This window comes from Chitinolyticbacter albus, assembly GCF_024437655.1.
GTDB classification, from domain to species: Bacteria; Pseudomonadota; Gammaproteobacteria; order Burkholderiales; family Chitinibacteraceae; genus Chitinolyticbacter; species Chitinolyticbacter albus.
In genome coordinates, this window is record NZ_JANBVF010000004.1 from 70,689 (window position 1) to 91,263 (window position 20,575).

Genomic DNA, 20,575 nt, shown 5'->3' on the forward strand with positions numbered 1-20,575 from the left:
GCTCAGCCAACAAACAGCCCGCGTAATGCGGGCTTTTTGTTATCGGCAATGGCGGTTCAACTCGCCAATCCTTGCAGCACCTCGCGGCTGGGCACGAAGAAGGCCGCGCCGCTGACCGCGCGCGTGTAGTTCAGCAAGTGGTCGACCCGGCCATCGTGCGTTGGGGCGATCATGCGCGCCAACATCTTCTCGAAATGGACGGGCGTGGCGCAGTAGGAGGCGAACATCAGGCCCATCTCGCCGCCCGGGGTGCCATAGGGCAGCGAATGGCGCAGGATCTCCAGCTCCTTTCCATGCTCCTCGATCACCACGCGACTGATGTGGGCCGTGCGCGGCTTGTCGTCATCGGACATTTCCTCGTTAGCCTCCTTGCTGCGCCCGACCACGGCTTCCTGCTGTTTCACCGGCAGCTTGTGCCAGTCCTTCATCCGGTGCACGTAACGCTGCACATGCAGATAGCTACCACCGGCCCACGCCACATCGTCCGCCCCCACCAGGGCCACGGCAGCACGCGCTTCACCCTCCGGGTTCTCGCTGCCGTCGACAAAACCGGTCAGATCGCGCAGATCGCGATAGCGGAAACACGGCACCGTTTCCACGGCATCGAACCACTCGGCAAGGTCGGCCACCAGCCGCTCACCCAGCTCGAACAGCAGGTCGTAGCGTTCACCACGTAGATGCAGGATCAGGTCGGCATCGATGATCGGCGCCGGGTGGATGGCCCCCGGAATACGCGGAAAAGGACGCAACAGTCGCGGCCGCTCCGCACCGACCAGGTCATGCCAGGCATCGCTCCCGATGCCCACGCAGCCCAAGGTCAGGCTGGCCGGGTTCTCGGCAGCGGCGGAATCGACCCGGGCGGGAATGCTGGCAAGCAACCGGCGCAAAGCATCGTCACCACGCCGGCCGAGGCGACGACGCAGCATCACGAACAAGGCGTGGCACGATGCAAGCGGCAGGATGGCGCTTTGCGGCGTCGTCATGCAGTGGACTCCTGTGCGAAGGCCCAGATGGCCGGCAGCCATTGGCCGTAATCCTGAAAAGCGTGGTCACCGCCCGGTATCACATCCTGGCGACACCCCTGGTACTTGGTCACCGCCTCGCGATAATCGAGCACCTCATCGCCCGTTTGCGTCAGCAGCCAGTAGCGCGACGGATCGCTGACCGGCCGATCCAGCGCCCGCAGATCATCGGCGTAGCGCGCGTCGATCTGGTGGATTTCGCCGGTGTAGTAGTTGTGCTGCGGGCCGACATACTGCTTGAGCAGCACATAGGGGTGGACTGCCGGATTGATCAGCACCGCGCGATCACCGTGCTCCTCGACGAGCCAGGTGGCGAGGTAGCCGCCGAGCGAGCTGCCGATGTAGCACACCGCCTCGCCCTGCAGGCGCGAGCGCGCGGCAAGCAGTGCCTCGGTTGCGGCATGCGGTTCCATCGGGATATCGGGGCAGTGGAAGTAGTCGGCCAGACCCTGTTCAACCATCCAGACAGCCGTTTCCTGCGCCTTCTTCGAGAATGGGCTGGACAGGAAACCATGCAGGTAGACCAGGTGGACCATGAACGCCTCAGGGCTGCAATAGCGTGGAGCCGGTGGTACGGCGCGCTTCCAGGTCGCGATGCGCCTGGGCGGCGTCAGCCAGCGCGTAGCGTTGACCGATGTTGGCGATGACCTCGCCGCGCGTCACCACCGTGAAATAGTCGGCCGCGGTATCGACCAGTTCCTCGCGCGTGGCGGTGTAGTGGCCCAGCGTCGGCCGGGTCAGGAACAACGAGCCCTTGCTGGCGAGCACACCCGGCGAAAACGGCGGCACGGCGCCCGAAGCGTTGCCGAAGCTGACCATCATGCCACGCGGCATCAGGCTGTCGAGCGAGCCAGCGAAGGTATCTGCCCCCACGCCGTCGTACACCACCGGCACGCCTCGGCCTTCGGTGATCGCGCGCACCTGTTCCACCCAGCCCGGCTGGCTGTAATCGAGCACGTGATCGCACCACGGCGCTGCCAGCTGCGCCTTGGCCTGTGACCCGACGGTGCCGATCACCGTGGCGCCGAGTGCGCGCGCCCACTGGCATGCGATCTGGCCGACCCCGCCGGCAGCGGCATGGATCAGCACCGTCATGCCAGGCTCGACCTTGAAGGTGCGCTTGAGCAGGTATTGCGCGGTCATGCCGCGCAGCAGCGTCGCGGCGGCCACCTCGTCCGGGATTTCAGCGGGAACGGCCACCAGCCGCGCGGCCGGTACGATGCGGTGGCTGGCGTAGGCGCCGGGCGCACCGCCCGCGTAAGCGACCCGGTCGCCGGGCTGGAACTCGGCCACGCCCTGGCCCACCGCCATCACCTCGCCAGCAGCTTCCTGCCCCAGGCCCGCGGGCAGCGCCAGCGGATAGAGGCCGCTGCGATGGTAGGTGTCGATGAAGTTCACGCCGATGGCGGTGTGGCGCAACAGCACCTCGCCAGCGCCGGGTTCGGGCAGGGTGCTATCGACGAGTTCCAGCACGTCGGGCGTGCCGTGCCTAGTGATGCGTATCTGGCGAGCGGTCTGGGGCATCGGTGATCAGGAAGGATTGGGCTTGCCGCCATTGTACTGGCAGGTCGGGTGGACCCATGTGGCAGTCTTGGTAACCCAGCTTAGACCGCGCAGCGAGGCCGCACCAAGAAGATGCACCGCGCACACGGCAACGCACAAGCCCGATCAACCGTGTCGAGAACGCATTCACGAGAAGTAACTTCCCGCTCAGGCGAGGATATGCAGGCCCCCATCGACGTGGAACACCGAGCCGGTAAGCATGGCCGCGCCCGGTTCGCACAGGAAGGCGGTGGCAGCGCCGACATCGTCGATATCGATCAGTGCCTGCAGCGGCGAGCGCTCGACGGCGTCCTCCAACATCGATGCAAACTCGGGAATGCCACTGGCGGCGCGCGTCTGCACGGGGCCGGGCGAGACCGCGTGCACGCGGATCTTGCTCTTGCCCAGCTCGTAGGCCAGATAGCGCGTGGTCGCTTCCAGCGCGGCCTTCACCGGCCCCATCACGCCATAGTTGGGTACCACCTTCTCGGCGCCGTAGTAGCTCATGGTGATCAGCGTGCCGCCTTCCGTCATCAGCGGCTCGGCCAGGTGCGCCAGGCGCACGAAGGAATGGCACGAGATATCCATCGCCTGCAGGAAGCCGTCGCGGCTGGTGTCGACCACCCGGCCGTGCAGGTCGTCCTTGGGCGCGAAGGCGATCGAGTGCACGGCGATGTCCAGTCGGCCGAAGCGCTGGCGGATCTCGTCGAACACCGCTTCGAGCGAGCCTTCGGCGGTCACGTCGCACTTGGTGACAATGGCGGGCGCCAGCTCGGGCAGCAGCGGCGCAATAAAGTCGCGGGTGCGGTCGGTGGCGTAGGTGATCACCAGCTCGGCGCCGCGGGCCTTGAGGGCGCGGGCAATGCCGTAGGCGATCGACTGTTCGTTGGCGATGCCAGTGACAAGGGCGATCTTGCCTGCAAGCGTGCTCATGGTCATGACTCCTTGGTGGCGCGCGGACGGCGCGTTGCGGGCTTGGCGGTTTCCGGACCAGCCTTGGGCTGGGCTGCGGTTTCGCTTGCGGAGCGCTGGCGCGCCGGCTGCACGGGCGCCTCGCCGTTCGAGGCGGGGGCGTGTGGCTTGGCTGTTGCAGGCTTGGCTGTACGCTTGGGCGCTGCGGGCCTGGCCGGCGCGGCGATACTGGCCGAACCGGCGGCCACCACGGGTTGCACCTTCGCTGCGCTGACTGCGGGCGGTGCTTCAGTCTCCCGCTGCAGCGCGTACACCGTGTCGGGCACCACGGCACCGAGCACGTCGGCTTCGAGCTGGGCCAGATTGGCCAGTGCCTCGGTCGCCTCGGGTATCAGTTGCGCCAGGCCGGACAGGCGCTCGAACGCACCGCGCAAGCCAGCTTCATCGGCAAACAGCGCCGGGAGCGCCTTGCGCGCCTCGGCCGGGAAGCGCCATACCAGCAACGACTGCTGGCGGATGCGCGCGTTGAGATCATCCCGCGCCAGCTCAGCCAGCACCGGATCTGCCCGTAGCCACTCGAATGCGATCGCACGGCGATCGAGCCTGATCGACGGCAGGCCCTTGCGGACCAAGAGCGCGGCGCGGATCAGGCCATCGGCCGCATCGCCCTGGCCCAGCTGCTTGAACAGCGCGGCATCGTCGATACCGAGCGGGGCCTCTTGGGTGTGGCGCAAGTAGTCGGGGACATCGGCACTGCCCACACCGCCGAGGGCGGCCGGCGCGTAGATGCCGAAGAACAGCGCCTCGGTCGCCGCGTCGCGCACTTCGCGGTAGACGTCGAGCGTACTGGCAAGCTGGTCGACGCCATAGCGCTCCCACTGCCGCCATTCAGGCTGGCGTGGTGTGCGCAGCTGGCGCACCTGCTCGGCGGCATGGCGGTTGATGACCGCCAGCGGATTCAGGCTGGACCAGCCCCAGTGCTGCACGCGCAACGGGTGCAGTTGGCGGCCAAGCTCGGCCGCGCCATTGCGCAGCCAGGGCGCGAGCCATGGCCGCACCAGCGTGCTGTAGGCGGCAGTGGTCAACTCCGAAATCGCCTCGACCGCGGCGAACGGCGTCTCGTCGTTGCGCTGATACTGCTGCAGGCCACGTAGCTCCTCGACGCTGCGCTCGGTCAAGGTGGCGATATGCGTCAGCTTGCCGTCCACCATCTCGTCGGTGATCTGCAGTTGGTACAGGCCCGGCGTCAGCGTCTCGATCGCCTCCAGGAGCTCGACGATCTGCGCGTGCTCGCGCAACGCGATCTTGGCCGAGACGAAGATGCCCAAATGGCCGGTGGTCTGGTGCGCCAGGCCCACCACCACCTGCCCGGCGGCCTTGAGCGCATCGGTGCTCGGGTAGAGATCGAGCACCCAGTTGATCGCCTGTTGCGGCGGCGTGATGTTGTCGCCGAACGAGGCGAACACCACGATGGGCGCGCGGATCTTGCGCAGGTCGTAGACCTCACCCCGCGCCTGCGCCCGGCCCTCGGTGAGATTGTTGCCGACGAACAGGTTTTCGACGATCCAGCGGATCTCTTCCTCGTTCATCAGGTAGTAGCCACCCCACCAGCGCTCGAACTCCAAAAAGCGCGGCGGCTCGGTATCGACCTGGTCGTAGAGGTGATAGCTCTTCTTGACGAGGGTGTTGGCCGGATCGAGTTTCTCGAAGTTCTGTACCAGGTGGGCGCCGTCGAACTTGCCCCCGCCCAGGTCGGAGGCGAAGAGCGCCGTCCAGGCCCCGCCGAGCAAGCCGCCGGCATAGCGCATCGGGTTCTTGCCATCGTTGCCGGCCCAGTACGATATCGGTGCACCGGCGACCACCAGCGCGCCGACGAGTTCGGGCGCGTGCGCCGCCACCAGCATCGCCGCCCAGCCGCCCTGGCAATTGCCGACGAGCGCAGGCTTGGGGGAATCGGGATGGCGCCGGATGATTTCACGCAGGAACTCGGCCTCGGCCAGTGTCACGTCTTCCAGCGTCTGCCCCGGCTCAGGCTCGGGGAAGAACACGCAGAAATACACCGGATGGCCTTCGCGCAACGCCATGCCGACTTCGGAATCGTCCTTGAAGCCGCCTATGCCCGGGCCATGGCCGGCACGCGGGTCGAGGATCACATAGGGGCGCTCGTTTTCATGGACCACGACGCCAGCGGGCGGCGTGATACGCACCAGCTCGTAATTCACCGGCCGCGCGAACTTGCGCCCATCGAGCACTGGCACGTAGTCGAAGTGCAGCAGCGGCGGCTTGCCGGCTTGGTTGTGCTCGATGTAATCGTCGCCGCGCTGGCGCAACGTATCCCAGAACAGGATTTGCCTCTCCACGCCATCGCTGAAGTAATCCCAGGCGGCAGCGATGGGATTGCTGATCTGCACCTGCGGTGGCGCGCTCTGCCCACCCCACCATTGCTGTGCCGCATCCAGCATGCGGCGTTGCCATACCAGGCCCAGGCGCCACGGCAATGTGGTGGCGGAGGCAATGCGTTCATGGTCCATCTGCATGGGAAACTCCAATCGAAAGCGGGCCGCCGGGCAAAGCAGCACATCGAAGTTATGGCAGCTGCGTACGCCCGGCACAAGTAAATATTGTTGCAGTGCAATGTGACCCTCTGATGCCGGATGGGGTCGCTCCACCAAGGTAGCGTGTGCGGGGCGGAATGGCGTGATGGCTGTGTTAAAATTGCCCGTTTTCGCTTACGAATCAATCGACCATGTCCACCCGTACCGCCCAGCTGCACCAGTTGTTGAACCAACGCATCCTGATGCTCGACGGCGGCATGGGCACGATGATCCAGCAGTACCGGCTGACCGAGGAACAGTATCGCGGCGAGCGCTTCGCTGACTGGCCGAGCGATCTGAAGGGCAACAACGACCTCCTGGTGCTGACCCAGCCGCAGATCATCGCGGAAATTCACCAGCAGTATCTCGAGGCCGGCGCCGACATCATCGAGACCAACAGCTTCAACGCCACCCGCATGGCCATGGCCGATTACGACATGGAAGCGCTGGTGTGGGAGATCAACCACGCTAGCGCCCGCCTGGTCAAAGAGCTGTGCGTGGCCGAAACAGCCAGGAATCCCGCCAAGCCGCGCTTCTGCGCCGGCATCCTGGGGCCCACCAGCCGCACCGCGTCGATCAGCCCGGACGTGAACGACCCGGGCTATCGCAACGTCACCTTCGACGAGCTGGTCGAGGCTTATCTGGAATCGATCGATGGCCTGGTGGCCGGCGGCGCCGACATCCTGATGGTCGAGACCATCTTCGATACGCTGAACGCCAAGGCAGCCGTGTTCGCGATCAAGAAATACTTTGCCGATCGCCCAGACATTGAAGCGCTGCCGGTGATGATCTCCGGCACCATCACCGACCAGTCCGGGCGCACGCTCACCGGCCAGACCACCGAGGCGTTCTACAACTCGCTGCACCACGCCGACGCGATCTCGTTCGGCCTGAACTGCGCACTGGGCCCGGACCTGCTGCGCCCGTACGTGGAGGAGATGAGCCGCATCTCCGACACCTTCGTCTCGGTGCATGCCAATGCCGGCCTGCCCAATCCGCTGGCCCCCACCGGCTACGACCTGCTGCCGGAGGACATGGCTCCGCAGGTGAAGGAATGGGCCGAATCGGGGCTGGTGAACATCATCGGCGGCTGCTGCGGCACCACGCCGGCGCACATCAAGGCAATCTACGAGGCGGTAAAGGATCTACCGCCGCGCCGGATTCCGCAGATCGAACCCAGGTGCCGGCTCTCCGGCCTTGAACCGTTCAACATTGGCGATGGCGATCTGTTCGTGAACGTGGGCGAGCGCACCAACGTCACCGGCTCCAAGGCATTCGCTCGGCTGATCCTGAACGGCGACTACCCGGCCGCACTGGAAGTGGCGCGTCAGCAGGTGGAGAACGGCGCGCAGATCATCGACATCAACATGGACGAGGGCATGCTCGATGCCCACAAGGCCATGGTCACCTTCCTCAACCTGATCGCCGCCGAGCCCGACATCAGCCGCGTGCCCATCATGATCGATTCGTCCAAGTGGGATGTGATCGAGGCGGGCCTCAAGTGCGTGCAGGGCAAGGCCATCGTCAACTCGATCTCGATGAAGGAAGGCGTCGAAGCGTTCAAGCATCACGCGCGCCTCTTGAAGATGTATGGCGCCGCCGTGATCGTGATGGCGTTCGACGAGGTAGGCCAAGCCGACACCTACGCGCGCAAGGTCGAGATCTGCGAGAAGAGCTACCGCATCCTGGTCGACGAGGTCGGCTACGACCCGGCCGACATCATCTTCGACCCCAACATCTTTGCGGTGGCCACCGGCATCGAGGAACACGCGCGCTATGGCCTCGACTTCATCGAGGCCACCGGCTGGATCAAGCAGAACCTGCCGCACGCCAAGATTTCCGGCGGCGTCTCCAACGTGTCGTTCTCCTTCCGCGGCAACAACAAGGTGCGCGAGGCCATCCACGCGGTGTTCCTCTACCACGCCATCAAGAACGGCATGACGATGGGCATCGTCAACGCCGGCGCGCTGGAGAACTACGACGAGGTACCGGCCAACCTGCGCGACGCCATCGAGCGCGTGGTGTTGATGGATGGTAGTGATCCGATGGCGGATACCGAGGCATTGATCACGCTGGCCGAATCGTTCCGTGGCGACGCCGCGCAGAAATCTGGCGAGGATCTGACTTGGCGCACGCTGCCGCTGCAGGAGCGCATCACTCATTCGCTGGTCAAGGGCATCACCACCTTCATCGTCGAGGATACCGAAGAGGCGCGCCAGAGCGTGGAGCGGCCCATCCACGTGATCGAAGGCCATCTGATGACGGGCATGAATGAAGTCGGCGACCGGTTTGGCGCCGGCAAGATGTTTTTGCCGCAGGTGGTGAAATCCGCCCGCGTGATGAAGGCAGCGGTGGCGCACCTGGAACCCTTCATCGAGGAAGAGAAAATCCGCATGGGCCTCGCCGATGCGCCGGCCAAGGGCAAGATCGTGATGGCCACGGTGAAGGGCGACGTGCACGACATCGGCAAGAACATCGTCGGCGTGGTCCTGCGCTGCAACAACTACCAGGTGTTCGACCTGGGCGTGATGGTGCCGTGCCAGACCATCCTCGACAAGGCGACCGAGGTCGGCGCCGACATCATCGGCCTCTCCGGCCTGATCACGCCCTCGCTGGAAGAGATGTCGCACGTCGCCAAGGAAATGCAGCGGCTCGGGTTCGACCTGCCGCTACTGATCGGCGGCGCGACCACCTCCAAGGTGCACACCGCCGTGAAGATCGAACCGGGCTATCACAACGGCTCGGTGATCTACGTACCCGACGCCAGCCGCGCCGTCGGCGTGTGCTCCAGCCTGCTCTCCGATGAGCTCAAGCCCGACTTCATCGCCAAGGTAAAGGCCGAGTACGACAACATTCGCACCATCCATGCCAACAAGGACCGCACCAAGTTCCTGAGCCTGGAAAATGCCCGCGCCAACGGTTTCGCGCCGGCCACCGGCTTTGACTGGAACAGCTATACCCCGCCTGCGCCGAAGCAGCTGGGCGTATTCAAGTTCGAAGGCGTGCCACTCGCCGAGATCGAGCCCTATATCGACTGGAGCCCGTTCTTCAACGCCTGGGAGCTATTCGGCAAGTACCCCAAGATCCTGCAGGACGAGGTGGTCGGCGAATCGGCACGCGCGCTGTTCGCCGACGCGCAGGCCATGCTGCGTCAGCTGGTCGCCGAGAACTGGCTCAGCTGCAACGGCGTGGTCGGCCTGTTCCCGGCTGCCAGCGTGAACGAGGACATCGAAATCTACGCGCCGGACTCCGATCCGGCCCAGCGCGGCGAGCCGCTGATGGTGTGGCACAACCTGCGCCAGCAAAACGTGAAGGCTGCCGGCAAGCCCAACTGGTGCCTGGCCGACTTCATTGCGCCCAAGGACAGCGGCGTGCAGGACTACATCGGCGCCTTTGCCGTGACCGGCGGCATCGGCATCGACCCCTATGTAAAGCAGTTCGAGGACGCCAACGACGACTACAGCGCCATCATGGTCAAGGCGCTGGCCGACCGCTTCGCTGAAGGCTTTGCCGAATACATGCACGAGAAGGTGCGCAAGGAGCTGTGGGGTTACGCAACCGACGAAGCGCTAACGGTGGACGAGCTGACCGACGAAGCGTACGTCGGCATCCGCCCCGCCCCTGGCTACCCAGCCTGCCCCGATCACACCGCCAAGACCGGCCTGTTCGAGATTCTCAACGCGAACAGCATCGGCATGACGCTGACCGAGGGCTACGCCATGCTGCCGACCGCCGCGGTGTCCGGCTTCTACTTCAGCCATCCGCAATCGCAGTACTTCGCCGTCGGCAAGGTCAACAAGGACCAAGTCGAGGAATACGCCGCCAAGCGCGACGTGGGCCTGGCGCAGGCCGAGCGCGATCTGGCGCCGAACCTGGGTTATGCGGCCTGAGTTCGCAGGCGGTCAAATGGGGCATCCGGGCGTGCCCCGTTTTCTTTTTACCGCAGCCAAGCATCGAATCAACCAAAGCTGACTTAATAAGTCATAACAATGTCGAATATTTGTCAGACGACGATACGATTAGGCAGAATGCCGGCGCTTGCCATCAGCATGCATTCAAACGAATCGGAGTCGCCATGAAACGCCTGACCATATTTGCCGTCCTTGCCACGGCTGCCTTTTCCCCGACCGCCTTTGCAGCAGCCAAGCTCGATGAAGCCAAGCTGGTGCGCCTGCTCGAATGCCGTCCCGAGAGCGCCGACATGAAAGCCCCCGCACTCGATGGCTTGCCCACGCTGGGCGACAAGCATCCGCTGGTCCGCAGCAAGGCCGCTCCTTCCGGCGCCCAGAAATTGCCCAAGCCGATCACCGCCAATGGCATCAGCGGCGATGTGGTCTTCGCGACGGGTTACACGTCTTCATCGTGGTACCGAGCCCCAAACCGGCCGACGACATCATGAAGACGGCCAAGCGCCTCGGCATCTCCACCGCTGATTTCAACCCTGAATTCCCGATCTACGCCTTTACCAAGCCACAACCCAGCAAGGTGGTGGACGTGAACGGCCGCAAGCTCGACGAGATGCGGCTGGCGGTTTACCAGGGGATGTCAGGCCCCGAGACAGATCGCTACTTCCTCGCCGGTTGCGAATTTTGAGGCACCTGGCAACGCCTGCAATCTGCATTCACTTTGAGACAAACAAGGCTTTGTACATGATCCGGACCACCTTTCTGGCCATGCTGATGGCCATTACGCCGATGGCATGGGCCACCGTTTACAAGTGCGATGCCGGTAGCGGCAAGGTGGAATATCAGGCAACGCCTTGCGCCAAGGCACCGGGCACCAAGGAAACGACACTGAAATCGTCTCCCGCCGCCGCAGCGCCCGCCACGGACCAGCGCACCAAAGGCAGGCAATGCACGGGCAAGGAAATGTCGATGGACTTTGCCAATATCCCGCTTGCCGTGGCGTTCAACATCATTGCCGATTTCTCCGGCAACCGGCTGACGCTTTCCCCCGCGGTCACCGGCTCCGCCGCCGTGCGCTACACGTGCACCGCGTGGGATGCCATCGCCAGCGATCTGGGTGCCAGGCACGGCCTGGTGACGCGTGTTGAAAACGGCGTGATCGACGTACGACCCCGCTAAAGTCGACGACACAGCCATCTCGTGGCGTCGTAGCCCGCACGGGCTGCCCAAACGCGCGCCATTGGCAGCTCAACTGCCGTCGCGGCAGTGGTGACTTGGGTCATGCGTCCGGCGTAAGGCCGCTACGCGGTAGCCGTATCGTCACCCTGAGGCCAGGCTCGGCCGGCGTCAGCACCAGCTCACCGCCGTGTGCCTCGGCGATCGCCTTCACCAGCGTCAGGCCGAGGCCGCTGCCGGGGGTGTGGCGGCTCGATTCCAACCGCACGAAGGGCTCCGTCACACGCAGCATCTCGTCCTCTGTGAGCCCCGCACCGTAGTCACGCACCGACAGCGCGATATGCCGCGACTCGATGGCTACGCCGACCTCGATGCGCCCGGCGCCATAGCGCAGCGCATTCTCGATCAGGTTGGCCAGTGCCTGGCCCAGCAGCTCGCGATCCACCTCGGTCGTGCACGGCACGGTGGTCAGCCGCAGCACTCGCCCGGCATCCTCCGCCAGTGGCTGGTAGAGCGATACCACGTCATCCACCAGCTCATCGAGCGGCCAGGCCTGCCGTTGCAGCTGCTGCGCCCCCGATTCCAGCCGGCCCAGCCGCAGCAATGCGGAGAACACGGCGAGGATGCGGTCGACGTTGCCGGTCAGCGCATCGACCTGGTCCGCCAGCGGTCCCCCCTTGAGACCGTGCCCCAGGTCGGACAGCCCATTGCGCAGATCGGAGAGCGGGTGCCGCAGATCGTGGGCGATGGCGAACGACGATTGCCGTGCATAGCCCAGCAGCTTGTCCTGCTGCTCCAGCATGGCGTTGAGCTCGTCGATCAACGCATCGATCTCGTCGCCGCTCTTGCCGCCGGGGATGCGGGTGTGGCCGGCCTCGCCGCGAATCGCCCTGGCCGTCTGCGTGATCGTGCCCAACCGCCGGCGCAGCAATGTGGTGAAGATCCAGCCGCAGACCAGCGAGGCGGTCAGCACGATTGCGGAGAGCGCCAGGTAGTTGCGCAGCAGGTGGATGCCCACCTGCTCGTAGATCGCGCGTCGGCCGACCAGCAAGCGATAATTGCCGTACAACAGGAAGACCTCGGCGGCCACGGTGCTTCCGTCGCCCGGGTCGGCGAAAGAGATCGAGCGGGCGCTGGTGGTGGGCACGCCGTCGGGCCAGTGCGCCAGGTTGCCGGCGAGTGACGTGCCGTCGGGCGCGACCAGCAGGTAGAGCGCATCGCTGCGGCTGGCGCGACGGGCGATCTCCTCGCGCAAGGCGCCCAGACCCTGCTGGCGATATACCAGCTCCAGGTTGTTTTCCTCTTCGCTCAGCGCAGCGTGGAATTCGCCCAGCAAGGCGCGATGGGATTCGTGATAGGTGAGCAGTACGAAGCCGCCGGTGGCGACCAGCATGAACATCGGCAGGATGAGCACGAAGCGGTTGAACGGGCTGCTGGCAAAGCGGCGCCAGCGCCGCCACAGCTCGGCCGCCCCGCTCACGCCTCACCCAGGCGATAGCCGGCGCCGCGCACCGTATGCAGCAGCGGCGGCAGGTCCGGGCCATCGATCTTGGCGCGCAGCTTGCTGATATGCACATCGATCACGTTGGTGCCCGGATCGAAGTGATAGTCCCATACGCCTTCGAGCAGCATGGTCCGCGTGACCACCTGCCCGGCGTGGCGCATCAGGAACTCCAGAAGCTGGTATTCGCGCGGCTGCAGATCGATGGTCGCGTTGGCGCGCTTCACGCGGCGGGCCAGCCGATCGAGCTGCAGATCGCCCACCTGCAGCCATTGCGCCTGCGCGGCGGCACTGGGCTGGGCGCGGCGGGTGATCGCGTCGAGCCGGGCAAGCAGCTCGGCGGTGGAAAACGGTTTGGGCAGGTAATCGTCGCTACCCGCGCGCAAGCCTTCGACGCGATCGTCCGATTCGGCCAGCGCCGAGAGCAGCAGCACTGGTGTCACGATCTTTGACGCACGCAGCGTGCGCAGCAAGGTGAGGCCGTCGACCACCGGCAGCATGCGATCGAGCACGATGGCGTCGTATTGCTCGGTGGTGGCAAGAAACAGTCCTTCCTTGCCATCCCGGGCCAGATCGACCGCGTGGCCGCCCTCGCTCAGCGCCTTTTGCGTGTATTCGGCCTGGGCCGCCTGGTCCTCGACGACGAGTATGCGCACGGTGATCCTCGTGTAATGCGGTCGTTCAATTGTTGCCTGCCCCACACCGGCTGGCAATGCGGCGAGCCAGTGAAAAGCGGTACCCGCCTGACAGCCCAGGGGAAAGCCGGCATAGGGGTACCGCGCAAGGAAGCCGTTCGGGGAGCAATGCCAGGGGTGGAGGGGCCGGCACATCGCGCACAGGGGGGGAGGAGCGCGGCCACCCCGACCGGATTGACGCCTACTTATTTGGCGTTGGTCTTGGTTTCAGTCTTGGCGGCGCCGGTCTTGTGAGCGCCCTTGTGCTTGGCCGGAGCCTGCTTGGTGGCCGCCGGGGTCGGCGTCGGATCAGCAGCGAATGCGGTTACGCCCAGGGTGGCGATCACGCCGGCGGCGGCGAGCTTGGTAGCGATGTTCATTTGGATAGTCCTCTGTTGAGATATTGGAAGCCGACTGAATGGGCGGTCGGTGAACGGCATTCTGTGCGTCGCCGCCTTGCAGCTTGCTCAACGCGGGATGAACGAAAATTCACGCGGGATGCGGTGCGCGCCGTTCTACGGCCCGTTCTGGATGGCGTAACCAACGCCCACATCGCCTTGTTCCAAAAATTCAAATCGGCACCCGCCGATGGCGCGTCGAGCGAGATCAAGACCCATTACCTGAGCGAGCCAGGCTTTAACCGCTAGTGAGATGCCACCGCCCAAACGCCATGGCTGTACAACGGCGACACCTTCGTCAGCTACGAAGACCCGGAGAGCCTGCGCGAGAAAGTGCGCTACCTGCGGCAACAAGGTCTGGGCGGACTGACGATCTGGGAATACGCGCACGACCCGAATGGCGAGCTGCTAAGCGCAATTGCCCAAGCGCAGGATCGTCGCTAGGCCGGGGCGTTGGTCCAGCTCGGCGTGGCCAGAATAGGGGGACCGATTCGCCCTGCCAATCGGATCGGTCCGCTCGCCGCCAGATGCCGCGCAATGCTGCGGCCAGCCAGCAGGGCGCGTTTTGCGCCGCCTGCTGGCTTAGGCCCTGCCTCAGGCCGCCAGCGTCGGGTAGTCGGTATAGCCTTGCTCGGCTCCGCCATAGAAGGTGCTCTGGTCCGGCGTGTTAAGGCCCGCGCCCTGGGTGAAGCGCGCAACCAGATCCGGGTTGGCGATGTAGGGGCGGCCGAAGGCGATGGCATCGGCCGTGCCCGCGGCGATCAGCGCATCGGCTTTCTCGGCGCTGTAATTGCCGCAGAACACCAGCACGCCGCTGAAAGCCTGGCGCAGCGCGGTGCGGAATTCGGCGGTCAGCACCGGGCCGCCTACCCAGTCCGGTTCGGCGATATGCAGGTAGGCCAGCTTGCGGCGGCTGAACTGCTGCGCAAGATGGATCGCCATCGCTTCGGACTCGGCATCCTCGATATCGTGCGCAACGAAATTGGGCGACAGCCGCACGCCCACCTTGTCCGCGCCGATCTCCGCGACCACGGCGTCGATCACTTCCAGCAACAGCCGGGCCCGGTTTTCCAGGCCACCACCATACTGGTCACCGCGCTGGTTCACGCCGGTAGCCAGGAACTGGTGCAGCAAATAGCCGTTGGCGGCATGGATTTCGACAAAATCAAAGCCGGCTTGCACCGCACGGCGTGCCGCGGCCGCATAGTCGGCGACGATGCCGGGCAGCTCGGCGGTTTCCAGCGCACGCGGCGTATCGGTCGGCGCATTGCCGGGGGTGCCATCGGGCTGCACCACAAAGCTCTTGGACGTGGCCGCACGGATCGCGGACGGGGCGACCGGGTCCAGCCCGTCTTCCTGCAACAGCCGGTTGGAGATGCGGCCGACGTGCCACAGTTGCAGCGAAATGGCGCCGCCGGCCGCGTGCACGGCATCGACCACCTGTTTCCAGCCGGCCTGCTGCGCATCGGTGTAGATGCCCGGGGTCCAGGCATAGCCCTGCCCCTGGCGCGAGATCTGCGTCGCCTCGGTCACGATCAGACCGGCGCTGGCGCGTTGCGCGTAATAGCGTGCGTTCATTTCGGTGGGCAGATCGCCAGGCTGGGCGGCGCGTGAGCGCGTCAGCGGCGCCATGAACACGCGGTTGGCGACGGAGAGGTTGCCGATGCGTACGGGGGTAAGCAATTTATCAAGTGCCATGTGATGCTCCATTTAATAGACCGGTCGTCTAGTTTGGACTTCAAAAAAATGCCCGAAGGCATAGGGGATCATTCAGGATCGTTCGGATTCAGCCGCCGCGCTTTCTGCGCTCGCTCACTTGCTCGCCGGCGATGCCCCAGTTGTCGGCATCCACCTCGTCGATCACGACCACGGTGGTCGCCGGATTCTTGTTCAGTACCCGCTGCAGCAATTCGGTCACGCCGGCGATCAGTTCCGATTTCTGCGCCGAAGTGACGCCGTCGCGGGTCACCTTGATATTCACATAGGGCACGTCATGTCTCCTTGGGTTTGAGCAGGGCCGCCGTGCCGGAGCGGGCGATTGCATAGGGTTGCGTGCTGTGCCTGACCTTGCCGACCAGCGCCGCGCCCAGCCACAGCTGGTAAAGCGCGGCGGCAAGCTGGCCGGCATCCTCGCCGGGCCCGATCGAGCCGTCGGCGCGGCCGATCAGGATGATGGCCGCCAGGCGCTCGACGATGCGGGCCATGCCATGCTCCAGCGCGCGGCGCATGTCGTCAGATAAATCCGATACCTCGCCACTCAGCTTGACCGCCAGGCAGCGCGACGAACAGCTCGTTTCATTCTCGGTGGCGCCGTGCTCGGGATGCCAGGCGTCGAAATAGACATCGAGCTTGGCACGGCCGTCGAGCTCGCGATCGGCCAGCAACTGGTCGATACGGCTCAGCGACGCCTCGAAATAGCGCTCCAGCAAGGCGACGCCATAGCCTTCCTTGGATTCGAAGTAGTGGTAGAACGACCCCTTGGGCACGCCGGCAGCGCCGAGTATCTCGGACAGCCCCGCCGCCGCAAAGCCCTTGCCGAGGATGATGTCGGTGCCGGTAGCGAGCAGATGATCACGGGTGTCGGTGGTGCGATCGGATTTCATGGCGGCAGCTTAGCGCAGACTAGACCGATCGTCTAGAAAACAGCCGATCAGCGGCTTGGTGGCAAAAAAAACCCCCTCCCGTGAGGGAGGGGGTAACAGGATGGGACCATGGCGGTCAGCCCTCGCCGACTGACCGTGGGGTGGTCCTGGAGTCGCGCAGAGTGCGCAGGGTACGGGTAGCGAGCCCGAAATCGGGGTGGTACCCGATCCATTCAGGAAGTGCGACTCGGATTTCGCGTCCGCCTGGCGTGGAACCGGCTATTGCGGTTCCAGCACCAGGGGCCATGTCTGCGAGATCACGTCCCGGAACGGACCAGGTTTTAGTCGAAGCGTTTCGTCATCTTGTCCACCGAATCCTTGAGCCAGACGAAAATGCCTTCGTTCTGGTAACGCGCGTGCTTCTCGCCCGCGCACATCACATAACTTTGCAGCGGGTCGCAGTGCGGCGCGCCGAACACGTGGCCGGTCTCGTGCACTGCGACGATCTGCGAGCGGTTGCGGCTGAGATCGAAATCGAACAGGCCGCTCACCTGCGTATTCAGCCACGAGCACGCCACGCCGCCGCCGAAGGCGCCATCGAGCGCCACCACCAGGTCGAAGCCATGGTGATCGACGTGGGTCGGTGTGCTGCCCGGGTTCCAGGTGCGGGTCAGGCCCAGCGTCTGCGTGGCGTATTCCGCCGCGCGCTCGCAATGGCCGAGGCCGGTGTTGGCGGCGCTGTTGTAGCCGGGGATGCCGTGAAAGCGCTGACGCACGTTTTCGATCTGGTCAAAGCCGCCGTTGTAGCGCGCATAGCTGCCAGCGGTGGCCTCCGGGTTGCTCGGCGTGAACAGGTCGGACGCCCGGGTGAACGCTTCGGTCAGATACGCCGCGACGCCGCGCGTTTCCTTGATCTTGTTGAAGTAGTCCTGGTTGTAGACCACGGCGTTGAACACCACGTTGCTGGCGCCCACGCTGAAATCCCGGCCCGAGAAGCTGCTGTCGGCCACGCTGCGGCCATCCTGCAGCCCGATCTGCACCGCCTCGACGCGGTAGTCGCCGCGACCGATCGCGTATTGCTTGCGCAGCCCGGTGTCGTTGAGGAAGGGCCCGGCATCGAGCACGATCTGGCGCGATTCGCCCGGAGCCAGCACGATGCTGGTCTGGCCCAGCGCCACGCCGTTGAAGTCATTGAAACGCTTGCTGGTCAGCGTGGGCCGCAGCGCGAAGGTGCCGCCGCTGGTGCTGCGCACGGTCAAGCGCAGTCGCAAGGCATCGCCCTTCGCCGGCGCGCCGCCACTGGTATTGGTGATCGCCACCGCCGTCACGTCGGCATCGCCGCCGCAGTTCTGCGTGCAGGGCGCACCGGCGCGCGCCACGGTGAACGAGGTGAGCAGGTTGTCGAAGGCGATGCCCGCCAGATTCGGTGTATCGGCACGCAGCGTGGTGGACAACCCGCCATGCCCGGTGTGCTCGCGCAGCGTGACTTGGTAGCCGGCCTGCACCTTCACCGACGAGACGATATCGTTCCAGCCCGCGGGCACTTCGGCCGCGCCCTCACCCGCGCAGAACGTGTTGCCACCGTAGTTGTCGTTTTCAAAGAAGCACACGGCCCCGCCCATCGGCACGGGAGTCGGCGTCGGTGCCGGCGCCGCGGCGACGCGGTAGGAGGTCACAATGTCGTTGAACTGGCGGTTGACCAGGTTGGACTCATTGGCCAGCAGCGTCAGGCCACGGCCGGCGAGATTGGCGTGCTCGAACAGATCGATCATGTAGCCCGGTTGCACCCGCACCGACGATGCCTTGTCGTTGAAGCCACCCGGCAGGTTGCCGCTACCGACGCCGACGCAGGTCGACGTGCCCTGATAGTCGACGTGCTCGAAGAAGCAGGCGGTTCCGCTAGGCGCGGGGGTGGGAGCGGGGGTCGGTTGCGGCGTGCTGCTGCAGCTGCCGCCGTTGCGCCACAGGCTGGGCGTCGATTGCGGATTCCAGCCCGCACCTGCGTGGGCGACGTGGGTCACCAGCGCGGTCCAGGTGCCACCGGCATAGGTCACGGTGTCACCGGCTTGATAGGTATTCCCTTCGGCCCAGCCACCGCGGCAGGCGGCGCTTGCATCGATGGCAAACCCAGCGACGGCCAGCGCAAACAGCGACGGCAACAGTGTCTTCAGCTTGGGGAATTGTTTCACTTGTCCACTCTCCGGCCCGCATAGCGCGGTTATTGGTGCCGAAGAGGGGCCAGGACGCGGCGCGATGGCGCACACGACAGGCCGCGGCGCTAGCGCCGGGTTTTATCCACACTCTCTGGCTTTATAAACGCCCCGGCCTTCTGGCTCTTGGGCGGCTCGACCCTCGTCGGGGTCGTTTTCTAACAGGTGCCGATTCTCGACATGCCGGCCCTATCCCGACAAGCCGTTTCCGTTCCGGCGGTGGTGTTTTTACTACAGGCGGCGCGCCAATGAAAGCGCTTTCTTGCGGCGTGTTCCATGCCGACAACATCATCGCCCGACCGCCTGTGCTTGCGATGGCGCAAGCCAGATCGGACAATCGCGGCCTCTCTCTGCGGAACCCACCCATGCCCACCGTGCGCACCCTGCTCGCCAGTTGCGGCCTCGATCGCGTCGACGCCCGCCTGCTGCTGCAACACGCGCTCGGCGTGAGCCGCGCCTGGCTCGTCGCGCACGACGACGACGCGCTCGAAGCCGCCGCCGTCGCCCGTTTCGAGGCGCTGGCGGTACGGCGCCGCGCTGGCGAGCCGATCGCGTATCTGCTGGGTGTGCGTGAATTCTATGGCCGTGATTTCAGCGTCGGCCCCGGCGTGCTGATTCCGCGGCCGGAAACCGAACTGCTGGTCGAGCTGGCGCTGGCACGCGCGCCGCAAGGCGCATCGCTGCTGGACCTGGGCACCGGCTCGGGCTGCGTCCCGATCACGCTCAAGCTGGAGCGCCCGGACCTCGCCGTGACCGCGCTCGACATCAGCGCGGACGCGCTCGCCATCGCCACGCGCAACGCCGAAGGGCTCGGTGCCAAGATCAGGCTGCTGCAATCGGATTGGTATGCCGCGCTTGGCGAGGAGCGGTTCGACCTCATCGTCTCCAACCCGCCCTATATCGTCGCGGGCGACGCGCACCTCACCCAGGGCGACCTGCGCTTCGAGCCCATCGCCGCGCTGACCGACCATGCCGATGGCCTGGCGCATATCCGCACCATCATCGCCGGCGCCGTATCCCGTTTGCATCCCGGCGGCTGGCTGCTGTTCGAGCACGGCTACGACCAGGGCCCCGCCAGCCGTATGCTGCTCGCTGCCGCCGGTTTTTCCGCAACGCAGACTTGGCAGGATCTGGCTGGGCTGGACCGCGTGAGCGGCGGCATCCGCTTGTAAGCCTCGCTTGTCGAGTGCATGCCGAATCGCTACAATTCCCGACTAATTTGATCGACTAATTCGAGGCAAGCCGCCATGAGCGAACGCGACATCCAGGCCGAAATCCACAAGATCGTCACCGAGAACCCGGTGGTGCTGTTCATGAAGGGCACGCCGACCTTCCCGCAGTGCGGTTTCTCGGCCGCCGCCATCCAGCTCTTGAAGAACTGCGGCGCCAGCGTCGCCGCCGTCAACGTGCTGGCCGACCAGGATATCCGCCAGGGCGTGAAGGATTACGCCAACTGGCCGACCATTCCGCAGCTCTATATCAAGGGCGAGTTCGTCGGTGGCTCAGACATCATGAAAGAGCTCTACGCCAACGGCGAGCTGCAGAAGATGATCGACGAAGTGGCACCGCAGTAAGTGGGTCCACTCAAGCAAAAACGCCGCAATCGCGGCGTTTTTTTATTCAGTGCTGTATCGGCCAGAGCGGGGTGTCGTTTGCATCGTAGGCCACCCCGAAATTGAAGCAACGCAACGCACCCAGCTCGTACTGGACTTCTACCCCGTTATCTGCGAAGAAATAGGTGTCCAGCGTCCCGTAATCGTCGTGGCGCCATGGTTCACCGAGCACACTGGACAACTCAGCGAGCAACTGGTCTTGGCCAGCTTCGAAAATCGCGATGCCATTCCATCGCGCTTTGCGGTGATGGATTTCCAACCAGCCCAGTCGATAATCGTTGGCTGGCTCGAACTTTAGCACCAGCTTCGCACGGTTGAAGATCCAATCCCGATTCTGGCACTCGGTTGTGAGTATCTTGTCCGGAGTGCCGAGCAGCGCACGAGTCTCCACCTCGGTCATGCCGAAACGGACCGGCCCCGCACCAAAGCCCAGGATAATTTCCATC

19 protein-coding genes and 1 pseudogene are annotated in these 20,575 nt (G+C 64.9%); 7 read left to right on the plus strand and 13 right to left on the minus strand.

Annotated elements, in window-relative coordinates:
* Positions 1 to 56: 56 nt before the first annotated feature.
* The 5 genes from NLI84_RS02860 to NLI84_RS02880 form a co-directional block, all read right to left on the minus strand.
* Positions 57 to 983, minus strand: a complete 927-nt coding sequence (locus NLI84_RS02860) for a Dyp-type peroxidase (protein WP_255988050.1) — start codon at positions 981 to 983, stop codon at positions 57 to 59.
* Positions 980 to 1,558, minus strand: a complete 579-nt coding sequence (locus NLI84_RS02865) for a YqiA/YcfP family alpha/beta fold hydrolase (protein ID WP_255988051.1) — start codon at positions 1,556 to 1,558, stop codon at positions 980 to 982. Before NLI84_RS02865 ends, NLI84_RS02860 begins: the two co-directional genes overlap by 4 nt.
* Before the next feature lie 7 nt (positions 1,559 to 1,565).
* Complete coding sequence (locus tag NLI84_RS02870; RefSeq protein ID WP_255988052.1) at positions 1,566 to 2,546, minus strand: quinone oxidoreductase family protein; 981 nt, start codon at positions 2,544 to 2,546, stop codon at positions 1,566 to 1,568.
* Between the two features lie 186 nt (positions 2,547 to 2,732).
* Entirely contained in the window at positions 2,733 to 3,497 is a 765-nt protein-coding gene (gene fabI / locus NLI84_RS02875) for an enoyl-ACP reductase FabI (RefSeq protein ID WP_255988053.1), read from the minus strand.
* 2 nt (positions 3,498 to 3,499) lie between these two features.
* The gene (locus NLI84_RS02880) at positions 3,500 to 6,013 is read right to left on the minus strand and encodes a DUF3141 domain-containing protein (protein ID WP_255988054.1); all 2,514 of its coding nucleotides are present in this window, start codon (positions 6,011 to 6,013) and stop codon (positions 3,500 to 3,502) included.
* Between the two features lie 209 nt (positions 6,014 to 6,222).
* On the opposite strand from NLI84_RS02880, the gene metH reads away from it, so the two are divergent.
* The 4 genes from metH (at position 6,223) to NLI84_RS02900 (ending at position 11,154) form a co-directional block, all read left to right on the plus strand.
* Complete coding sequence (gene metH, locus NLI84_RS02885) at positions 6,223 to 9,960, plus strand: methionine synthase (RefSeq protein WP_255988055.1); 3,738 nt, start codon at positions 6,223 to 6,225, stop codon at positions 9,958 to 9,960.
* A gap of 185 nt (positions 9,961 to 10,145) precedes the next feature.
* The gene (locus tag NLI84_RS02890) at positions 10,146 to 10,469 is read left to right on the plus strand and encodes a hypothetical protein (RefSeq protein ID WP_255988056.1); all 324 of its coding nucleotides are present in this window, start codon (positions 10,146 to 10,148) and stop codon (positions 10,467 to 10,469) included.
* Positions 10,466 to 10,663 carry a hypothetical protein gene (locus tag NLI84_RS02895; RefSeq protein ID WP_255988057.1) on the plus strand — a complete coding sequence of 66 codons (198 nt, stop codon included), beginning with the start codon at positions 10,466 to 10,468 and terminating at the stop codon, positions 10,661 to 10,663. The genes NLI84_RS02890 and NLI84_RS02895 overlap by 4 nt, the downstream gene beginning before the upstream one ends.
* Positions 10,664 to 10,719: 56 nt before the next feature.
* Positions 10,720 to 11,154, plus strand: coding sequence for a DUF4124 domain-containing protein (locus NLI84_RS02900; protein WP_255988058.1), 435 nt, complete (start codon positions 10,720 to 10,722; stop codon positions 11,152 to 11,154).
* Between the two features lie 100 nt (positions 11,155 to 11,254).
* Here the strand turns inward: NLI84_RS02900 and NLI84_RS02905 are convergent, their stop codons facing one another.
* From NLI84_RS02905 to NLI84_RS02915, 3 genes are all read right to left on the minus strand, one after another.
* Positions 11,255 to 12,631, minus strand: coding sequence for a HAMP domain-containing sensor histidine kinase (locus NLI84_RS02905; protein WP_255988059.1), 1,377 nt, complete (start codon positions 12,629 to 12,631; stop codon positions 11,255 to 11,257).
* The gene (locus tag NLI84_RS02910; RefSeq protein ID WP_255988060.1) at positions 12,628 to 13,308 is read right to left on the minus strand and encodes a response regulator transcription factor; all 681 of its coding nucleotides are present in this window, start codon (positions 13,306 to 13,308) and stop codon (positions 12,628 to 12,630) included. Before NLI84_RS02910 ends, NLI84_RS02905 begins: the two co-directional genes overlap by 4 nt.
* Positions 13,309 to 13,532: 224 nt before the next feature.
* Positions 13,533 to 13,706 (minus strand): hypothetical protein, encoded by a 174-nt coding sequence (locus NLI84_RS02915; RefSeq protein WP_255988061.1) that lies wholly within the window; start codon positions 13,704 to 13,706, stop codon positions 13,533 to 13,535.
* Positions 13,707 to 13,988: 282 nt separating this feature from the next.
* Here NLI84_RS02915 and NLI84_RS19210 point away from each other — a divergent pair.
* Positions 13,989 to 14,168 (plus strand): annotated as a pseudogene (locus NLI84_RS19210) (glycosyl hydrolase family 18 protein); the annotation flags it as partial.
* Positions 14,169 to 14,318: 150 nt separating this feature from the next.
* Here the strand turns inward: NLI84_RS19210 and NLI84_RS02920 are convergent.
* The 4 genes from NLI84_RS02920 to NLI84_RS02935 all read right to left on the minus strand — a co-directional run bounded on the left by NLI84_RS02920 (position 14,319) and on the right by NLI84_RS02935 (position 18,495).
* Positions 14,319 to 15,422: an alkene reductase gene (locus tag NLI84_RS02920; protein ID WP_255988062.1), complete on the minus strand. Its 1,104-nt coding sequence runs from the start codon at positions 15,420 to 15,422 to the stop codon at positions 14,319 to 14,321.
* An 88-nt stretch (positions 15,423 to 15,510) separates the two neighbouring features.
* Positions 15,511 to 15,714: a 2-hydroxymuconate tautomerase family protein gene (locus NLI84_RS02925; protein WP_255988064.1), complete on the minus strand. Its 204-nt coding sequence runs from the start codon at positions 15,712 to 15,714 to the stop codon at positions 15,511 to 15,513.
* Between the two features lies 1 nt (position 15,715).
* Entirely contained in the window at positions 15,716 to 16,327 is a 612-nt protein-coding gene (locus NLI84_RS02930) for a TetR/AcrR family transcriptional regulator (RefSeq protein WP_255988065.1), read from the minus strand.
* A 320-nt stretch (positions 16,328 to 16,647) separates the two neighbouring features.
* A complete protein-coding gene (locus NLI84_RS02935; protein ID WP_255988066.1) occupies positions 16,648 to 18,495 on the minus strand; it encodes a peptidase inhibitor family I36 protein in 1,848 nt (615 codons plus the stop codon).
* Positions 18,496 to 18,881: 386 nt separating this feature from the next.
* On the opposite strand from NLI84_RS02935, the gene prmC reads away from it, so the two are divergent.
* Both prmC and grxD read left to right on the plus strand, forming a co-directional pair.
* On the plus strand, positions 18,882 to 19,688 hold the full coding sequence (gene prmC / locus NLI84_RS02940; RefSeq protein ID WP_255988067.1) for a peptide chain release factor N(5)-glutamine methyltransferase: 807 nt from the start codon (positions 18,882 to 18,884) through the stop codon (positions 19,686 to 19,688).
* Positions 19,689 to 19,763: 75 nt separating this feature from the next.
* Positions 19,764 to 20,090: a Grx4 family monothiol glutaredoxin gene (gene grxD / locus NLI84_RS02945; protein ID WP_255988069.1), complete on the plus strand. Its 327-nt coding sequence runs from the start codon at positions 19,764 to 19,766 to the stop codon at positions 20,088 to 20,090.
* A 46-nt stretch (positions 20,091 to 20,136) separates the two neighbouring features.
* Here the strand turns inward: grxD and NLI84_RS02950 are convergent, their stop codons facing one another.
* On the minus strand, positions 20,137 to 20,574 hold the full coding sequence (locus NLI84_RS02950; RefSeq protein WP_255988070.1) for a hypothetical protein: 438 nt from the start codon (positions 20,572 to 20,574) through the stop codon (positions 20,137 to 20,139).
* Between the last annotated feature and the right edge of the window lies 1 nt (position 20,575).